An 18,799-nucleotide genomic window follows, 5' to 3' on the forward strand; every position below is an offset into this window, starting at 1 on the left:
GAACACTAAAGTACATTGAGAAAATCGTTTTGTTGATTTTCAAATGCCTGTGAGTGCCCACACAGATTACTTGATTATATTGTTAAAGAACGTTTGACCGTGTCGGTCAGGGCTGTGCATTTTACAGTATCAAAACCCTTCGTCAAGTGCTTTTTAAAATGTTTTTTCAAACGCTTTAAACAAGCTTTTATTTGACTCTGAGATAAACCTAAGTTTGTATCAGTTAGTCAGCGTTGCCGCCGTTCCCCGTCTCAGTGGTTGCGCATTATAGGGAGCTTTTACAAACGCGCAAGCCCTTTTTAATAAACAAACGTTTAAGCGTTCAATTTATGCACTTTAATGGCGTGAGATCACAATTTTATCACCGTTTGGTCTTATATATAGGCAGGCATAAAGCTAAAAGAGTTATTTGAGTGGGGATCAAATGAGAAAATAAATATTAGTTGAAAGTTTCAGGCTAGGTTTTTTGGCAACCACTTAAGATCGCGACTCATCGCTCGCTGTTAACAATGGCTAAGCTACTTTTCAAAAAAAATATAAAAAAAAGCCGCTCCATATTAAGGTGCGGCTAAGAGACCTGAAAGTTCAGTACTGGCAAATCGCCAAAATGCATTAATTAATGCTAATAAAAGGGTTAACGAGGTTGTAAACATGTACAAAGTGATGCGCGATGTCTTCCAACGATTTAACTATAACGAGTAACACATAAAAAAACAACACTTTTGTTGTTTAATTACTTAAATAAATTAAATAAAGGTCAAAATAGTTAACAAATCGGTATTTTTTGTAGTATTAATACACTTTTTAGAGTAGGGACTCTATTTTTAAGATATTTATGTTTCATTGTAAGTAACAGCACAGAGGTAAAAAAAAGCCCTGCTTCAAGAAGCAGGGCTTTAAGACTTATAAGATTAAATTATTTTTTCTTTTTAACCGCTTTAGCATTTGGAAGATCTGTAATAGAACCTTCATATACCTCAGAGGCCAAACCAACTGATTCATGCAGAGTTGGATGAGCATGAATGGTCAATGCAATATCTTCTGCATCACAACCCATTTCAATGGCTAGACCAATCTCGCCTAACAGCTCGCCACCGTTAGAACCAACAATGGCACCACCGATTACACGGTTAGAGTCTTTGTCGAAGATCATCTTAGTCATACCATCAGAAGCATCTGACGCAATTGCACGACCAGAAGCAGCCCAAGGGAAGTTTGCTACTTCATAGTTTAAACCTTGCTCTTTTGCTTCTTTCTCAGTTAGACCAACCCAAGCAACTTCTGGATCGGTATACGCAATTGAAGGAATCACTTTAGGATCGAAGAAGTGTTTCTTACCAGCAATGTTTTCTGCAGCAACGTGACCTTCATGCACACCCTTATGAGCAAGCATTGGTTGACCTACAATGTCACCAATAGCATAAATGTGCGGAACGTTAGTACGCATTTGCTTATCAACATTAATAAATCCACGCTCATCAACGTTTACACCAGCTTGCTCAGCGGCAATTAGCTTACCGTTTGGCGTACGGCCAATGGCTACCAGTACTGCATCATAACGTTGTGGCTCAGAAGGTGCTTTTTTACCTTCCATAGAAACGTAGATACCATCTTCTTTTGCTTCAACCGCTGTGACTTTGGTTTCAAGCATTAGGTTCATCTTCTTGCTAATACGCTTAGTGAAGATCTTGATAATGTCTTTGTCTGCCGCAGGGATAACCTGGTCGAACATTTCAACGACATCAATTTCAGAACCTAGTGCTTTGTATACGGTACCCATTTCAAGACCGATAATACCACCACCCATAACTAGTAGGCGCTCTGGCACTTCTTTAAGCTCTAGGGCATCTGTAGAATCCCAAACACGTGGGTCTTCATGTGGAATAAATGGCAGTTCGATTGGGCGAGAACCCGCAGCAATAATTGCGTTATCAAAGTTAACTGTGGTAACAGTGCCATCGTCAGCAGTAACAGCAATAGAATTGCTGCCGGTAAACTGTGCGTGACCTTGTACGTGTTGAACTTTACGCATTTTAGCCATGCCAGCAAGACCACCGGTTAATTGACCGATTACCTTTTCTTTATGGCTACGAATTTTGTCTAGATCGATCTCTGGTTTACCAAAAGTCACACCGTGAGAAGCCATTACTTCTGCTTCATCAATGACTTTAGCGATGTGAAGTAGTGCTTTTGATGGAATACAACCAACGTTTAGACAAACACCACCTAAAGTGCTGAAACGCTCGATCACTACAGTATCAAGACCTAAATCCGCGGCACGGAATGCTGCAGAGTAACCCGCTGGGCCAGAACCTAATACTACAACTTGAGTTTTAATTTCCTTGCTCATTTTTTCCTCTGTTCTTTTATTCTTGTTGAGAGTTAATCAAACAACCCTTAACAGAGTGCTTTTCATTAACTGTTACCACACAAGGTGACAACATCTTACTCAATTAACTCTCAATAGCAATGAACAAAGGCTGTTTTTCTCAAACAGCCTTATTAAATTATAAAATTAGAGTTCTAATATCTGACAAGCAGGCATTTAGATAGCTAATGAAGCGTGCACCATCAGCACCATCAATCACACGGTGATCGTATGATAGTGATAGCGGCAGTTGTAAACGAGGAGTGAACTCTTTACCATTCCACACTGGCTTCATTTCAGACTTAGATACACCTAAGATAGCAACTTCTGGTGCATTCACGATTGGAGTAAATGCTGTACCACCGATGCCACCTAGGCTAGAGATAGTGAAACAACCGCCTTGCATGTCTGCTGCAGTTAGTTTGCCATCACGTGCTTTCTTAGAAACTGCGCGCAGTTCGCTTGATAGCTCATGAATGCCTTTCTTGTTCACATCTTTAAATACTGGAACCACTAGACCATTTGGCGTATCAACGGCCACACCTACGTTCACATACTTCTTAAGAATTAGGCTTTCACCGTCTTCTGAAAGCGAAGAGTTAAACGTTGGGTAAGCTTCTAGTGCTTTCGCTACGGCTTTCATGATGAACACAAGTGGCGTGATCTTCATGCCAGAATCTTTCTTCGCTTCCAGAGCGTTTTGCTCTTTACGGAAAGCTTCTAGTTCTGTGATATCAGCGTTATCCCACTGAGTAACGTGCGGGATTTGTACCCAGTTACGGTGTAGGTTAGCACCAGAGATCTTCTTAATGCGTGATAGCGGCTTGGTCTCTGTTTCACCGAACTTGTTGAAATCAACTTTCGGCCAAGGAATAAGACCTAACTCGCTGCCACCTTTGCCTGATGCAACTGCGCCAGATTCAACTTGCTTCACTGCCGCTTTCACGTAGTTTTGCACGTCTTCTTTTAGGATACGGTTCTTACGACCTGTCGCTTTAACCTTGGCTAGGTTTACACCGAATTCGCGTGCTAGACGACGAATAACCGGCGATGCATGGGCGTAGGCGCTGTTTTCTACAAAACCATCTGCTTTAGCTGGTGCCGCTACTGGCGCTGGAGCCGCTTTTGCAGGTGCCGCCGCAGGAGCTGGCGCTGCTGCCGGAGCAGGTGCTGTTGGGGCACTGCCTGCAACTTCAAAGGCCATGATTAAAGAACCAGTAGACACTTTGTCACCAACATTAACTTTAATGTCGACAACTTTACCTGCCATAGGAGCTGGTACTTCCATAGACGCTTTGTCGCCTTCTACAGAAATCAGTGACTGTTCTTCTGCTACGGTATCGCCAACGCTTACCATGATTTCGGTCACTTCAACTTCGTCGCCACCGATATCTGGTACATTCACATCTTGAACACTTGGCGCCGCTGCAGGAGCCGGAGCTGCTGCTTGCGCTGGAGCAGCAGCTGGGGCCGCTGCGCCAGAACCGGCTACTTCAAATATCATAATGAAGCTGCCAGTGGTAACTTGGTCGCCGGCAGCAACTTTAATTTCTTTAACCACACCAGCAAATGGTGCAGGTACTTCCATAGAAGCCTTGTCACCTTCAACGTTGATAAGTGACTGCTCTTCTTCAACGCTGTCGCCAACGTTTACTAGAACTTCAGTCACTTCAACTTCATCGCCGCCGATATCTGGTACGTGAACTTCTTTAAGTTCTGCTGCCGCTGACGCACTTGCAGCTGGTGCAGGTGCCGCTTCAGCTGCAGCTGCAGGCGCAGCCACTGCGCCCTCAGCTTCAAATACCATGATTAAAGAACCAGTAGAAACGTTATCGCCTACTGCTACTTTGATTTCTTTAACCGTACCCGCCTGTGATGCCGGTACTTCCATAGAAGCCTTGTCGCCTTCAACGTTAATGAGTGACTGATCTTCTTCAACCTTGTCACCAACGTTAACAAGGATCTCTGTCACTTCAACTTCATCGCCGCCGATATCCGGCACAAAAATTTCGATGCTCATTGTTTCTTCCTACTTACTAATTACGCGTACAGAGGGTTAGTCTTGTCAACGTCGATGCCAAACTTAGCAATCGCTTCAACAATTACTGACTTCTCAACTTCACCGCGCTTGGCTAGTTCAGTTAGTGCCGCCACTACTACGTAACCGGCGTTCACTTCGAAGTGACGACGTAGGTTTTCACGGCTGTCTGAACGACCATAACCATCAGTACCTAGTACTTTGAATGAGGCTGCTGGGATAAAAGCACGTACTTGCTCGGCGTAGTTCTTCATGTAGTCAGTAGCTGCAATTGCAGGTGCATCATTCATTACCTGTGCAATGTATGGCACTTTTTGCTCTGCTTCTGGGTGTAGCATATTGTAACGCTCAACATCTTGACCATCACGGGTCACTTCGTTGAATGAAGTCACTGAGTAAACGTCAGAACCAATACCGTAATCGTCGCTTAGAATTTGCGCCGCTTTACGAACTTCAGTCATGATCGTACCCGAGCTCATCAGCTGTACTTTAGACTTCTTGCCTGCGTAGCTTTCTAGCTTGTAGATACCCTTACGAATGCCTTCTTCCGCACCTGCTGGCATTGCTGGCATGGCATAGTTTTCGTTCATAAGCGTTAGGTAGTAGAACACGTTCTCTTGGTCGCCGTACATACGCTTAATACCGTCTTGCATGATTACTGCAACTTCGTATGCGAATGTTGGGTCGTAAGAAATACAGTTAGGAACTGTACCCGCCATAATGTGCGAGTGACCATCTTCATGCTGTAGACCTTCACCGTTTAGGGTAGTACGGCCCGCCGTCGCACCAAGGAGGAAACCACGTGCTTGCTGGTCACCTGCCATCCACGCCATGTCACCAACGCGTTGGAAACCAAACATCGAGTAGTAGATGTAGAATGGGATCATCGGCAGATCGTTAGTCGAGTATGAAGTTGCAGCAGCAACCCATGAACTCATCGCACCTAGCTCATTAATACCTTCTTGCAGAACCTGACCTGAAGTGGCTTCTTTGTAGTAAGAAACGATGTCGCGATCCTGTGGGGTGTAGTTCTGACCGTGTGGGTTGTAAATACCAATTTGACGGAATAAACCTTCCATACCGAAAGTACGGGCTTCGTCAGCAATAATTGGTACTACGTTTTTACCAATGCCTTTGTTCTTAAGCAGCACGTTTAGTGCACGAACAAATGCCATGGTAGTAGAGATGTCACGCTTTTGCTCTTGTAGCAGGGCGTCAAACTCTTCAACTTCTGGCAACTCTAATGCTTGCGAGAAGTTAGGCAGACGCGTTGGTGTGTAACCATGCAGTTGTTGACGACGAGCGTGTAGGTACTTGTACTCTTGCGAACCAGCATCTAATTCTAGGTAAGGCAGATCTTGCACTTTTTCGTCTGATAATAGGTCATTTAGCCCTAGACGATCACGTAGGTGAAGCACAGACGTCATGTCCATTTTCTTAACCTGGTGAGCAATGTTCTTACCTTCTGCTGCTGCGCCCATGCCATAACCTTTAACGGTTTTAGCAAGAATTACTGTAGGACGGCCTTCTGTTTCTTGAGCATTCTTGAATGCAGCGTATAGTTTAGAGCTGTCGTGACCACCACGTTGTAGAGCAAAGATTTGCTCGTCAGTCATGTCTGATACTAGTGCCGCTGTTTCAGGATACTTACCGAAGAAGTGCTCACGTACATAAGCGCCATCTTTAGACTTAAAGGTCTGGTAGTCACCATCTACAGTTTCGTTCATTAGCTGCAGTAGCTTGCCCGTGGTGTCTTTAGCAATTAGCGCGTCCCAATTGTGACCCCAGACGACTTTCACTACGTTCCAGCCAGCACCTTTAAATAGACCCTCAAGTTCTTGAATGATCTTACCGTTACCCATTACTGGGCCATCTAGACGCTGTAGGTTACAGTTAATAACAAAACATAGGTTATCGAGTTTTTCACGGGCCGCAAACGAGATTGCACCACGTGATTCTGGCTCGTCCATTTCACCATCACCTAGGAACGCGTATACACGCTGTTCTTTTGTGTCTTTCAGGCCACGGCCATCTAGGTACTTAAGGAAACGAGCTTGGTAAATGGCTGAAATTGGACCAAGACCCATAGATACTGTCGGGAATTGCCAGAATTCAGGCATCAGTTTCGGGTGTGGGTATGAAGGTAGACCTTTACCATCAACCTCTTGTCGGAAGTTATCTAACTGCTCAGCGGTTAAACGGCCTTCAAGAAAAGCTCGTGCATAAATCCCAGGAGAAATATGACCTTGATAATAAACGAGATCGCCACCATCTTTCTCGTTAGGCGCACGGAAAAAGTGGTTAAAGCAGGTTTCATAAAACGCGGCAGCAGATTGGAAGGAAGCCATATGGCCGCCAAGCTCAAGATCCTTCTTCGATGCACGAAGTACGATCATAGCAGCATTCCAACGAATAATCGCTCGAATACGACGCTCCAGTGTTACGTCACCAGGGTAGGCTGGCTCTTGAGAAGCTGGAATAGTATTAACATAGTTAGTCGTAATTCCAGTTGGCATGTCAACGCCATCTAAGCGGGCTTTATCTAATACTTGCTCAAGAATAAATTGAGCGCGTTCAACGCCTTCTTCACGAACAACAGACTCTAATGCCTGCATCCATTCTTGAGTTTCTTGTGGATCTATATCTTGGGGCAACACATCGCTCATGTTACTTTCCCTTCTTCACTTCTTTACGAGTTAAAATTTATACCGTTAGCTATCTTTACGCATTCTACGTAGACTTCTTTGCAAACGGCTATCTTCTTGACGCACAGCTAATAACACTTCTTCAATATAAGCCAAGTGATCATTAGATGCTTGTCTGGCAGCTTCTGGATCTCGTCCAATTATAGCTTGTAATAATTCACGACGAAGACGATTTACAACTTCTGCAGCATCTTCCCGCCTAGACATTAAGTTTAAGTTTTGCTTTACATTTGCAGCAAGCACAGTGCTTAAGCTTAGTACTAAATGTAACATTGTCACATTATGAGAAGCTTCAGCAATGGTTCGGTAAAAATCAACGATTGCTCTGGATTCTCTATCCACATCAGAATGCGCTGCTTCAACTTCATTCAAAGCATTAGCGATTTGCTGCATATCCGTATCGGTTCCACGCAGAGCAGCAAAATAAGCCATCATTCCTTCAGTAGCATGACGAAACTCAAGAAGGTCATATTGACTTTCTGAGTCATTAGTCATCAATTCAATAATCGGATCAGCTAAACTCTGCCATAACTGGGCTTGGACATAAGTTCCTCCACCTTGCTTACGAGAAAGTAATCCTTTAGCTTCTAGTTTCTGAATAGCTTCACGAAGCGAAGGCCTTGAAACTTGAAATTGGTTGGCTAACTCTCTTTCAGGGGGTAACTTTTCTCCTGGTTGTAAACTACCCTCTAAAATCATTTGCTCGAGTTGCTTCATGATTACATCAGATATTTTAGGCTGGGCAATTTTCTTATAAGCCATTATTTACTCATCACCTTGCTATTATTGTCAATTGGTCTTACCAATTATATACAGGTGACTTTAGCAGATCACATTTTCTCTGTCTAGTGAGCTAACACTCTGTTAAACTGAAAAAATGTGAGCAAATACTAAAATTTAAAAGTATTAAGAGATTTATTTATAGCGTTATCTTTCAACCAAGAACGGCTGAAATGGTAAGTAAAGCTAGAATAATTACCACTGCTAGCAAGGTACGTTTAAGTAAAATCAATGCGGTATAGCTTTCAGAAATAGCGCTATGGGTAGAAGATGAAAATGAATCATCTTGGCTACTCTTAAGTACTGATCGGAGCAGTTGCTGTGGTGATAATTCTGGATTAAACAAATTTTCTCCCCATACCTTCGCACCTTCGCTAAAGTTTCCTGATAACAAATACAAAATTGAAACCAGCCGCACCATTACTCCATCAAAATATGTAAACACTTGTTCAAGCCAAGCAATGGATTGGTTCTCCCTTAAGACCACTAAAGCCGAAAAATACAGTAATAAAATAGCTGGGTTAAAGAGTATCAGAATAAATATTGGGGCGAGAAAATGACGATAATTAATCCAAGCTAACTGCCCAGCTACCTCTTGGTCTAAGTCTGAAAAAGAGAGAATTTGTTTATCCTTGCAACCAAGTTCAATAGAATATAGCTTCATCGCCACTTGGTCATCTCGACAAGCGGCCATGCAATAACTTTTATATGACCGCCGCAGCTCAGTATGTTCAAACACGGTAACTAAAAGCGCAATCCAGATAATTAATTCCATCAGGCCCAATAACCAACCTTCACTGACAGCCAAAAACGTTGCCAATAGCAATGGTAGATGCACAATAACAATGACTTCTGAGATTTGCTTAGATAACCTTTTCTGAAGCTGCAATTGTAAGGAATTAAAATAACTTTCAAATCTTACCAAAGGTTTTTTGATCATTCGCTCAAGAAATAACGCAAACAAAGTAGTAAACAGGATCACGAATTCAACTCCATCATTCTTTCAAATTTGTTCCAATCAAATGCTTTACCTGGATCTGTTTTTCGATTAGGTGCGATATGGCTATGACCTGTAAAATCAGTAATGGTTGGGAATGTTTTACGCAGCCAGTCACAGATTTTTATTAATACTTCATATTGTACTTCTTCATAGGGAATCTCATCAGTCCCTTCAAGTTCAATACCAATAGAAAAGTCATTACAGTTATCTCTTCCTTGCCACCGTGAGACTCCAGCATGCCATGCTCTTTTGCTAAAAGGCACATATTGAATGACACTACCATCTCTTCTAATAAATATATGAGCAGATACCTCAACGCCTTGCAGCTCCTGTAGCTGTTGAGGTAGATGTTCATCCCAGCAGCCTAAAAAAAGCTGGTCAACATAGTCGCCACTGAAACAACCCGCAGGTAACGAAATATTATGGATCACTACCAGTTCAATTGGACAAGCTTGAGGGCGATCATTGAAAAAAGGAGAAACTCTATATTGGCACCAAGACTGGGGTAAAAAATCAGTCATATTCATTCAATACCTTAAAAATAGATCTTACTGTAACTTTAACAAGCAAACGTTACAGGCGACACTAATATTTGATTCAATGGATAATTATTTAAATATTTACAAACTAATTATGTGATAGCTCGACTCTTTAAAAGCTGCACATACTCCATAAAAAAGCTAGAATATAGTCCATAAACACTTCGGTTAACTAGGAAAAGAAATGTTAGAAAATGATATCCGTATTGCTGTTAAACAAGCCCTTGAAGAAGATCTTGGTTCCAACGATTATCGGCATTCGGACATTACGGCTATGTTAATTCCTGCCAGCAAAATCGCTAATGCCAAACTCATCACCCGTGAAGATGGTGTTTTTTGCGGTAAAGCTTGGGCAGAGCAAGTATTTGCTCAACTAGGAGGGGAAGTAACACTGCACTGGCATGTTGATGATGGTGATCTGGTAGTCGCGAACCAAACCTTATGTGAGTTTTCCGGGCCTGCTAGAGCCATTTTAACCGGTGAGCGTGCAGCAATGAACTTTATTCAAACGCTCTCGGGTGTCGCGACGTTAACTAAACTTTACGCTGATAAGATAGCAGACCTACCAACCAAGCTTTTAGATACCAGAAAAACAATACCTGGATTAAGAACAGCACAAAAATATGCGGTAACCTGTGGCGGTGGTAGCAACCATAGAATTGGGTTATTTGATGCTTACCTTATTAAAGAGAACCATATTATGGCTTGTGGTGGCATTGCTCAAGCAATCAACAAAGCCAGAGAATTAGATGCTGAAAAACCCGTTGAAGTTGAAGTCGAATCTTTAGCAGAACTCGAACTTGCCTTAGAAGCAAAGGCAGATATCGTGATGTTAGATAACTTTGATACCACTGAAATGCTAGAGGCGGTTGCTCTCAACAATAAGATTTCCCAAGGTTTTACTAAGCTTGAGGTATCTGGCAATGTCACTTTAGATACACTCAGAACTTTTGCCCAGACTGGGGTAGATTTTATTTCTGTCGGTGCATTAACAAAACATATTAAAGCAATGGATTTATCACTGAGAATTTTGGACTAAACAAAGCGGCCTCATTGCAGTAATAAAAAAGCACCATTTAGGTGCTTTTTTATTACACAATTTTATCGTTTCTGAACTACTGTTAGAGGTGGCATGAGGTAAAGGTATAATCGCTTTTAATTTAAACTTGGAGGTATGCCATGAAATCTAATCAAAAAGGGTTCACACTGATTGAACTACTCATCGTGGTGGCGATTGTCGGTATTCTAGCTGCAGTCGCAGTTCCACAATATCAAAGTTACATTGCAAAATCCGAAGTAGCTGGGGCATTGCAATCTATTAACCCTATCAAAGGTGCGGTAGATAACTATATGTATACCAATCCTTCTTTTCCAACGGTTTTGACCACTGTTGGTGTTGAAACTCAACCAACAAATGGTGTTATTACTCTAGGTACTAATACCATTGTATTCACATTTAACGCTACTGGCACGAGTGCCGACGTGAATAGTAAAACCATCACCTTGACACGCGCCAGCGCCCAAAACTGGACCTGTACCTCGAGTATTGGGGGGGACTTTCTCCCGAATAGCTGCTCTTCCACTGCAACACCATAACAGCACGAGCGGGCTGATGCCCGCTCAACTCTCCTATGGACTTACTTGGTGCAGCAAAGTTATTAGCAAAGAGTGGCAAATCTGAAGATGCCATAGGCAAAGTGCAACGACAAGCCAACCTTAATCAAGCGAGTTTCTTTCATCAGGCCATCGAAGATTCATTAGTCAGCGCTGAAGAACTTTGCGATATTTGTGCCACAGAATTTGGCTTACCTATTGTCGATATTAGTCAATTTAACTTAAACAGTATTGATGATGAACTGCTTAATTACTTCTTGATAGAAAAACACCACTGCCTTCCACTGCTCAAAAAAAGAGATCGTGTTTATATCGCAACTTTTGACCCTACCAATAGTTCCGCAGCAGAAGATTTTAGATTTACCTTTGGACTCCATATACAGTTTATTCTTGCCAATAAAAACAAACTCGATGCGGTCATTGAAAAGGTGTTACACAATGATCAGTTGCAATTCGACCTCAGCTCTTTCGACGCTGAAGAGTTTGCTAACATCGAGGTTGCCGATACTCAAGCAACAGATGATGAAGAGCCTGAACAAGATGATGCTCCTATCGTCATTTATATTAATAAAATTTTAATTGATGCGATCAACAAAGGTGCCTCTGATTTACATTTTGAACCCTATGAACATAATTATAGAATCCGCTTTCGGATTGATGGGGTCCTAAAAACCATTGCTGAACCGCCGATAAGTCTGGCCAATAGAATCTCTGCTCGGTTAAAAGTAATGTCTAAACTTGATATCGCCGAAAGAAGGCTCCCTCAGGACGGCAGAATAAAGCTCAAGATATCTAAAAATAGGGCAATTGATTTTAGGGTCAGCACTCTCCCAACCCTTTGGGGGGAGAAAATTGTCATGCGTATTCTTGATTCAAGTACTGCAATGTTGGGCATTGATAAATTAGGATATGAGAAAGAGCAGCAAATACTTTATGAGCAGGCTTTAAGCCAACCTCAAGGCATGATACTAGTCACTGGGCCAACAGGGTCCGGCAAGACAGTGTCGTTATACACTGGGCTTAATATTTTAAACACTGAAAGCAGAAATATTTCTACTGCAGAGGATCCGGTAGAAATCAATTTGGCTGGAATTAATCAAGTCCATATCAATACCAAAACAGGATTAACTTTTGCCAATGTTTTACGCTCTTTCTTAAGGCAAGATCCCGATGTGGTAATGGTAGGGGAAATACGTGATCTTGAAACCGCCGAAATTGCAATAAAGGCATCTCAAACAGGTCATTTGGTATTGTCAACGCTACATACAAATTCTGCGGCAGAGACATTGACTCGATTATTAAATATGGGTGTTCCAAGCTATAACATCTCTAGTTCTATCAGCCTGATCATCGCCCAAAGGCTGTTAAGAAAACTCTGTCCTGATTGTAAGATACCCGAGATATTGCCGACCCAACAGTTGAAAGCCCAAGGTTTTACTGATGAAGACCTGCAATCAGGTTTGCAGATTTATCAAGCTAATGGGTGTGATAAATGTAGTGAAGGCTATAAGGGACGTATAGGTATTTATGAGGTTTTGCCGATGACTAATGATATTGCCAAAATTATCATGGCAGGAGGAGGCGCGCTTGAGATCTCGGCACAAATGAAAAAGGACAACATTCCTAGTTTACGCCGTAGCGCTTTACTCAAGGTTAGCTCAGGAGTGTCATCATTGAGCGAAGCAAACCGCATCACCAGCCAGTAACGCTATGCTAAAGACTCCTAACAAACTCCGGGTATTCAAATACAAAGCCATTAACAAAGGGGGCGATAAAGTTTCAGGTAAAATCCGTGCGACAAATCTAAAAGAAGCGAAAAATAAATTAAAAGCAAAATTTTACCGAGTGCAATCTATAAAAGTCCAAAGCACACTAATCAGTGCTTTTAATGAAAGTAAAATTACCGCCTTAGAAATGGCCATGTTGACACGTCAGATAGCTACCATGTTAAATGCTGGGGTGCCCTTTATAGATGCTGTCGAATTATTATCTCAAGGCCATGAAAAGAATAGGATGAGGGAGTTATTACAAATCATTTTAACAGAGGTGTCATCAGGCAGCCCAATAGCCCAAGCACTCAAATCCCATCCTAAATATTTTGACAACCTCTATATCGACCTAGTCGATGCCGGGGAAAACTCTGGTGCTTTAGATACGGTTTTTGATCGAGTGGCCACTTACTTAGAAAAAGCAGAAGCGCTGAAATCTAAAATTAAAAAAGCAATGTTTTATCCTGCCGCCGTTACCATTGTTGCTGTGGTTGTCACCGCGACCTTATTAATTAAAGTAGTTCCTCAATTTGAATCTATTTTTAAGGGCTTTGATGCTGAACTTCCAGTATTCACACAATTTTTAATTCACGCCTCAGATTTCATGATTGATTGGTGGTTTAGCGCTTTTATTAGCATTATTCTATTTTGGTTAACATTTAAATTCTGTTACCAAAAATCTGCCCAACTCAGAGACAAACTTGACCATTTTGCATTAAAAACACCACTATTAGGAGAGATACTTCAAAAAGCGGCAATTGCTCGATTTAGCCGCACTCTAGCAACGACTTTTGCAGCTGGCGTATCAATCATTGATGGCTTAGAGTCTGCTGCCAGAGCAAGTGGCAACGCTAAATATAGAGATGCCATTATTCGCGCCAAAAATCAGATAGTTACTGGTATGCAACTTAATATCGCGCTGTCCGAAGAACAGGTGCTACCGCCGATGGTAGTACAAATGATTCAAATTGGAGAAGAGGCTGGTGCACTCGATGAAATGCTCAATAAAGTCGCCAATATTTATGAAATGCAAGTAGATGATGCTGTAGAGGGGCTTTCCAGCCTTATTGAGCCCATCATCATGGTTGTCATTGGTACAATCGTCGGAGGATTAATTATTGGAATGTACTTGCCAATATTCCAATTAGGCAGTGTAATTGGATAATCATTCTTACTAAGAAAATTTCCATGAACGCACTTATAGAGTTATTTCAGCAATCTCTCTTTTTCTGGCTTTTTAGCTGCTTTGTTGTAGGTTTATGCGTCGGCAGTTTCATCAATGTTGTTTGTTGGCGACTTCCTATAATGATTGCGAATGAGACCAATGAAGATAAAGATAATTTTAACCTAAGTTGGCCAAACTCTTATTGTCCAAGCTGTAATACAGCTATTAAAGTCAGTGACAACATCCCTATCCTGTCTTACCTCTTACTGCAGGGAAAATGTCGTAGTTGCAATAGCCCAATCAGTCCACAATACCCCCTTATCGAACTTGTTAGCGGCTGCATCCTAGTTGTAATTGGTTATTATTTTGGGGTCAGTTTGCCATTCCTTTTTTATAGCGCAGCAAGCTTAATTCTATTAGCCTTGGTGATTATCGATGTTAAGCATATGTTACTGCCAGATTTATTGAACTATTGTTTATTGTGGCTGGGGCTGTTGGCATCAGTCTGTGACGTTAGCATTGCTGCTGATGATGCTATAATCGGCGCGATCGCAGGCTATCTTAGCCTCTGGAGCCTATATTGGGCATTCAAATTAATTACCCATAAAGAAGGTCTTGGGTATGGTGATTTTAAGCTTGTGGCAGCGATCGGAAGCTGGATAGGTTGGCAACTATTGCCCTTACTGCTTTTAATTGCTGCAGTATTGGGTCTTATTTATGCAGTTGCAATTGGTCGCCTAAAGCAAAGTCAACAGCCCATTGCATTTGGCCCTTTCATTGCTTTTGCAGGTTTGGCCTGCATATTTGCCGGTGATAAACTGTGGCAAAGCTACACTAATTTTATAATAGGTTAATTATGGATAAGTTATTCATTGGCCTGACTGGGGGAATCGGCAGTGGTAAAAGTACCGTTGCCCAATTATTTAGGTCCCTTGGGGTGACCGTAATTGATGCCGACCAAGTCGCCAGAGAGGTGGTCGCCAAAGGCAGTCCTGGACTAAAAGCTATCGCTTCACATTTTGGGGAAGTCGTAATTAACAATGGGGAATTAGATCGTACTCGCCTCAGAGACATCATTTTCAATGATGCTCAACAAAGGACTTGGCTCAATAACCTATTACATCCAATGATCCGACATAGTATGCTAGTACAAGCACAAGCCAGCAGTTCAAATTATGTTATTTTTGAAGTACCACTATTATTTGAAAATGGATTTAGCCAAATAACCCAAATCAACATAGTGGTCGATTGCGATGAACAAACTCAATTACACAGGGCTACTTTAAGGGATGGCAGCACTGACGAGCAAATTCAAAAAATCATCAATACTCAGATGCCAAGACAACAAAAATTAGAGTTAGCGGACGATGTTATTTACAATAACAAAGATCTACCACACTTAGAGCAACAGGTGTGGCAGCTACATTCCAAATACATGCAATTAAGTCAAGCTTGAGAACGAATTATGTCATTAGAAGTAAAGTGCCCTACCTGCCAAGATCAAGTAAAATGGGGACCAGAAAGTCCATTTCGTCCTTTTTGTAGCGAACGCTGTCGCTTAATTGATCTAGGGGAATGGGCAGATGAAAGTCGAAAAATAAAAGGTAGCCCGTTAAATGAAGCACTACCTTTTGATGAGTTTGATTATCAAGAACCTGATTTTTTCAAACAAGACTGAAGCCAATCTACCATTGCCTGATTGGCCTCAGGCAATGGATAATCCTGCAACTGTGAAATCTTGACCCAGGTCGATTGCTGCCCTTCAGCACCCCTTGGTTCGCCACTAAAATTAGCGACTTCAAACACAAATAAACGCACACACTTATCACCGTAATCATGTTCAATCAGGTCGACCTGTTGCGCGCTATTCACTTTAATATCCACTTCTTCAGCTAACTCTCTAGCTAAGCCTGCAATCGGTAATTCCCCTTTTTCAATCTTGCCTCCAGGAAACTCCCATTTGTTTCCTTGATGCTGGTGCTCTTTTCTTCGAGTTAAAAACACCTGATCATTACGGGTAATTAATCCCACAGCAACGTCAATATAGTTCATCGTTTCTCCCATAAAAAAAGCGGCCATAAGCCGCTTTTTAAACAAAGTAATTAAATTAGTTTAATTTACCATGGCACTGTTTATATTTTTTGCCTGAACCACATGGGCAAGGTTCATTTCTTCCTACTTTAGGCCCTTCGCGTACTGCTGTTCTATTTTCTATCTCATCAGTAAGCGCTTGCGACTGCTCATGTTGATACTGCTTAATGCGTTGTTCTTCAGCAGCTCGGCGTCTTGCTTCCATTTCTTCAACTTCAGATTCAGCTGAAACTTGCACTTTAGATAATATCGCCACCACTTCATTTTTAAGGGCGTCAAGTAAGTTTTCAAACAGCTCAAATGACTCTCGCTTATACTCTTGCTTAGGGTTCTTTTGTGCATAACCACGTAGGTGAATACCCTGACGCAAATGGTCCATTGCAGCCAAATGCTCTTTCCATAGATTATCTAATGTGCGCAGCATTATCGCTTTTTCAAAATGACGCAACCCTTCTGCACCAACCATCTTTTCTTTAGCTTCGTATGCACTGAACCAAGCATCAATGATTCGCTCACGAAGCGTTTCTTCGTGAAGGTCATCTTCTTCATCTAGCCATTTAGCCAATGGTAAAACAAGATTGAAGTCTTGCTTTAGACGACTTTCTAAACCGGCTACATCCCACATTTCTTCTAGAGACTGTGGCGGAATATACTGTGCAAAAACATCTTCTATAACATCAATACTGATGCTCTTGATTGTTTCACTGATGTCAGCTTCTTCCATTAATTGATTACGCTGTTCATAAATGATCGTACGCTGATCATTAGCCACATCATCGTATTCTAACAACTGCTTACGTATATCAAAGTTACGCTGTTCTACTTTACGCTGAGCATTTTCAATCGCCTTGGTTACCCATGGGTGCTCAATCGCTTCGCCCTCTTCCATGCCCAATCGTTTCATCATGTTAGTGACACGGTCAGAGGCGAAAATTCGCATTAGGGCATCTTCCATGGATAGATAAAAGCGTGAAGAACCTGCATCCCCCTGACGTCCAGCACGGCCACGTAATTGATTGTCAATACGGCGTGACTCATGACGCTCAGTGCCAATAATATGTAGGCCGCCAGCATCTAGAACTTGTTGGTGACGTAGCTGCCACTGCTGCTTAATCTTAGCTAAATTAGCCTCTGATTGATCTTTCGCTTGTGCTTGTTCAGCCAGCCAATTGCCCCCTAGGACAATATCGGTTCCACGACCGGCCATGTTAGTTGCAATGGTTACTGCACCAGGTAAGCCCGCATCAGCAATAATCTGTGCCTCTTTTTCATGGAACTTAGCATTGAGCACATTGTGCTTAATTTTGGCTTTACGAAGCAAGCTCGCCAGTAACTCAGACATTTCAATACTGATGGTGCCAACAAGCACTGGCTGGCCACGTTTTTGACAATCTACAATATCTTCGATGATGGCATTAAACTTTTCCATTGCCGTCAAATAAACAAGATCAGAACGGTCATCGCGGATCATTGGCTTGTTGGTAGGAATAACAACCGTATCCAAACCGTAAATATGTCTAAATTCGAATGCTTCAGTATCTGCAGTACCTGTCATACCGGCTAGATGATTATACATTCTGAAGTAATTTTGGAAGGTAATAGAAGCCAAAGTTTGGTTCTCATTTTGGATCTGAACCCCCTCTTTTGCTTCAACAGCTTGATGTAAACCTTCAGACCAACGACGGCCTTCCATCGTACGGCCAGTATGTTCATCAACAATGACGATAGTGCCATCTTGGACAATATAATCGACATCTTTTTCAAATAAACTATGTGCACGTAACGCAGCATTAACGTGATGCAATAGAGAAATATTATTCGCCGAATACAGTGACTCACCTGCTGGTAGTAAACCAATTTCAGCGAGCAGGAGCTCGACCTTCTCTTGACCACGTTCTGTTAGGTTGACCTGCTTACCTTTTTCATCAACATGATAATCGCCTTCACCGATTTCTTCTTCGGTATCTTCTTTTTCTTGACGAATTAGCTTAGGGATGATGGCATTAATTCTAGTGTAGTTATCTGAAGAGTCTTCAGCGGCACCAGAGATAATTAGCGGTGTACGCGCTTCATCAATCAAGATAGAGTCTACTTCATCAATCAATGCGTAATTTAGAGGACGTTGAACACGCTCCTCAGCAGTAAAGGCCATGTTATCGCGTAGGTAGTCAAAACCAAACTCGTTATTGGTACCATAGGTAATATCGGCAGCGTAGGCTTGTTTTTTCTGCTGTTGCGTTAAACCATGAATATTGACTGCTACAGTAAGCCCAAGAAACTCAAACAAAGGACGGTTATTATCCGCATCACGCTGTGCAAGATAATCGTTGACCGTGATGACGTGAACACCTTTACCAGTCAGGCCATGTAAATAGGCAGGAAGGGTAGCGGTTAATGTTTTACCCTCACCTGTACGCATTTCTGCGATTTTATTATCATGTAAAACAATGCCACCAATGAGCTGGACATCGAAATGACGCATTCCGAAAACTCGCACACTAGCTTCACGAACAACCGCAAAGGCATCATCAAGAATATCTTCTAATGTTGCACCATCAGCAAGTTGTTGTTTGAATTCAGCGGTTTTAGCCTTAAGCTCGGCATCACTACATGCCTGGTACTTTTCTTCTAACGCGTTAATTAGATCAATATTTTTTCTTAAACGCTTAATAGTACGATCGTTACTACTGCCAAAAATTTTTGTTAATAAATTACCAAACATCTGAATTC

General features: G+C 41.9%; 15 protein-coding genes. 7 read left to right on the top strand and 8 right to left on the bottom strand.

Going from position 1 to position 18,799, the window contains the following annotated elements:
- Positions 1-916: 916 nt before the first annotated feature.
- From lpdA to ampD, 6 genes are all read right to left on the bottom strand, one after another.
- On the bottom strand, positions 917-2,350 hold the full coding sequence (gene lpdA / locus GFB48_RS11240; protein ID WP_163935485.1) for a dihydrolipoyl dehydrogenase: 1,434 nt from the start codon (positions 2,348-2,350) through the stop codon (positions 917-919).
- A 157-nt stretch (positions 2,351-2,507) separates the two neighbouring features.
- Positions 2,508-4,388, bottom strand: a complete 1,881-nt coding sequence (gene aceF / locus GFB48_RS11245; RefSeq protein WP_163935488.1) for a pyruvate dehydrogenase complex dihydrolipoyllysine-residue acetyltransferase — start codon at positions 4,386-4,388, stop codon at positions 2,508-2,510.
- Positions 4,389-4,408: 20 nt separating this feature from the next.
- On the bottom strand, positions 4,409-7,072 hold the full coding sequence (gene aceE, locus GFB48_RS11250) for a pyruvate dehydrogenase (acetyl-transferring), homodimeric type (protein ID WP_163935491.1): 2,664 nt from the start codon (positions 7,070-7,072) through the stop codon (positions 4,409-4,411).
- A 45-nt stretch (positions 7,073-7,117) separates the two neighbouring features.
- Positions 7,118-7,873: a pyruvate dehydrogenase complex transcriptional repressor PdhR gene (pdhR, locus tag GFB48_RS11255; RefSeq protein WP_163935493.1), complete on the bottom strand. Its 756-nt coding sequence runs from the start codon at positions 7,871-7,873 to the stop codon at positions 7,118-7,120.
- Between the two features lie 172 nt (positions 7,874-8,045).
- Positions 8,046-8,873: a regulatory signaling modulator protein AmpE gene (ampE, locus tag GFB48_RS11260; protein WP_163935496.1), complete on the bottom strand. Its 828-nt coding sequence runs from the start codon at positions 8,871-8,873 to the stop codon at positions 8,046-8,048.
- Positions 8,870-9,418: a 1,6-anhydro-N-acetylmuramyl-L-alanine amidase AmpD gene (gene ampD, locus GFB48_RS11265; RefSeq protein WP_205597723.1), complete on the bottom strand. Its 549-nt coding sequence runs from the start codon at positions 9,416-9,418 to the stop codon at positions 8,870-8,872. The genes ampE and ampD overlap by 4 nt, the downstream gene beginning before the upstream one ends.
- A 196-nt stretch (positions 9,419-9,614) precedes the next feature.
- On the opposite strand from ampD, the gene nadC reads away from it, so the two are divergent.
- The 7 genes from nadC (at position 9,615) to yacG (ending at position 15,656) form a co-directional block, all read left to right on the top strand.
- Positions 9,615-10,469, top strand: coding sequence for a carboxylating nicotinate-nucleotide diphosphorylase (gene nadC, locus GFB48_RS11270; protein ID WP_163935500.1), 855 nt, complete (start codon positions 9,615-9,617; stop codon positions 10,467-10,469).
- Between the two features lie 140 nt (positions 10,470-10,609).
- A complete protein-coding gene (locus GFB48_RS11275; RefSeq protein WP_163935502.1) occupies positions 10,610-11,026 on the top strand; it encodes a pilin in 417 nt (138 codons plus the stop codon).
- 35 nt (positions 11,027-11,061) lie between these two features.
- Entirely contained in the window at positions 11,062-12,750 is a 1,689-nt protein-coding gene (gene pilB, locus GFB48_RS11280; protein WP_163935505.1) for a type IV-A pilus assembly ATPase PilB, read from the top strand.
- Positions 12,751-12,754: 4 nt separating this feature from the next.
- Positions 12,755-13,978, top strand: coding sequence for a type II secretion system F family protein (locus GFB48_RS11285; protein ID WP_163935508.1), 1,224 nt, complete (start codon positions 12,755-12,757; stop codon positions 13,976-13,978).
- Positions 13,979-14,001: 23 nt separating this feature from the next.
- Positions 14,002-14,832: an A24 family peptidase gene (locus tag GFB48_RS11290; protein WP_163935511.1), complete on the top strand. Its 831-nt coding sequence runs from the start codon at positions 14,002-14,004 to the stop codon at positions 14,830-14,832.
- Positions 14,833-14,834: 2 nt separating this feature from the next.
- On the top strand, positions 14,835-15,434 hold the full coding sequence (gene coaE / locus GFB48_RS11295) for a dephospho-CoA kinase (protein ID WP_163935514.1): 600 nt from the start codon (positions 14,835-14,837) through the stop codon (positions 15,432-15,434).
- A gap of 9 nt (positions 15,435-15,443) precedes the next feature.
- The gene (gene yacG / locus GFB48_RS11300) at positions 15,444-15,656 is read left to right on the top strand and encodes a DNA gyrase inhibitor YacG (protein WP_163935517.1); all 213 of its coding nucleotides are present in this window, start codon (positions 15,444-15,446) and stop codon (positions 15,654-15,656) included.
- Here the strand turns inward: yacG and mutT are convergent.
- Positions 15,626-16,030 carry an 8-oxo-dGTP diphosphatase MutT gene (gene mutT / locus GFB48_RS11305; RefSeq protein ID WP_163935520.1) on the bottom strand — a complete coding sequence of 135 codons (405 nt, stop codon included), beginning with the start codon at positions 16,028-16,030 and terminating at the stop codon, positions 15,626-15,628. The two genes, yacG and mutT, sit on opposite strands and share 31 nt — an antisense overlap.
- A gap of 55 nt (positions 16,031-16,085) precedes the next feature.
- Positions 16,086-18,791 (bottom strand): preprotein translocase subunit SecA, encoded by a 2,706-nt coding sequence (secA, locus tag GFB48_RS11310; RefSeq protein ID WP_163935523.1) that lies wholly within the window; start codon positions 18,789-18,791, stop codon positions 16,086-16,088.
- Positions 18,792-18,799 lie beyond the last annotated feature (8 nt).

The organism is Paraferrimonas sp. SM1919 (genome assembly GCF_010993985.1).
Classification (GTDB): domain Bacteria; phylum Pseudomonadota; class Gammaproteobacteria; order Enterobacterales; family Shewanellaceae; genus SM1919.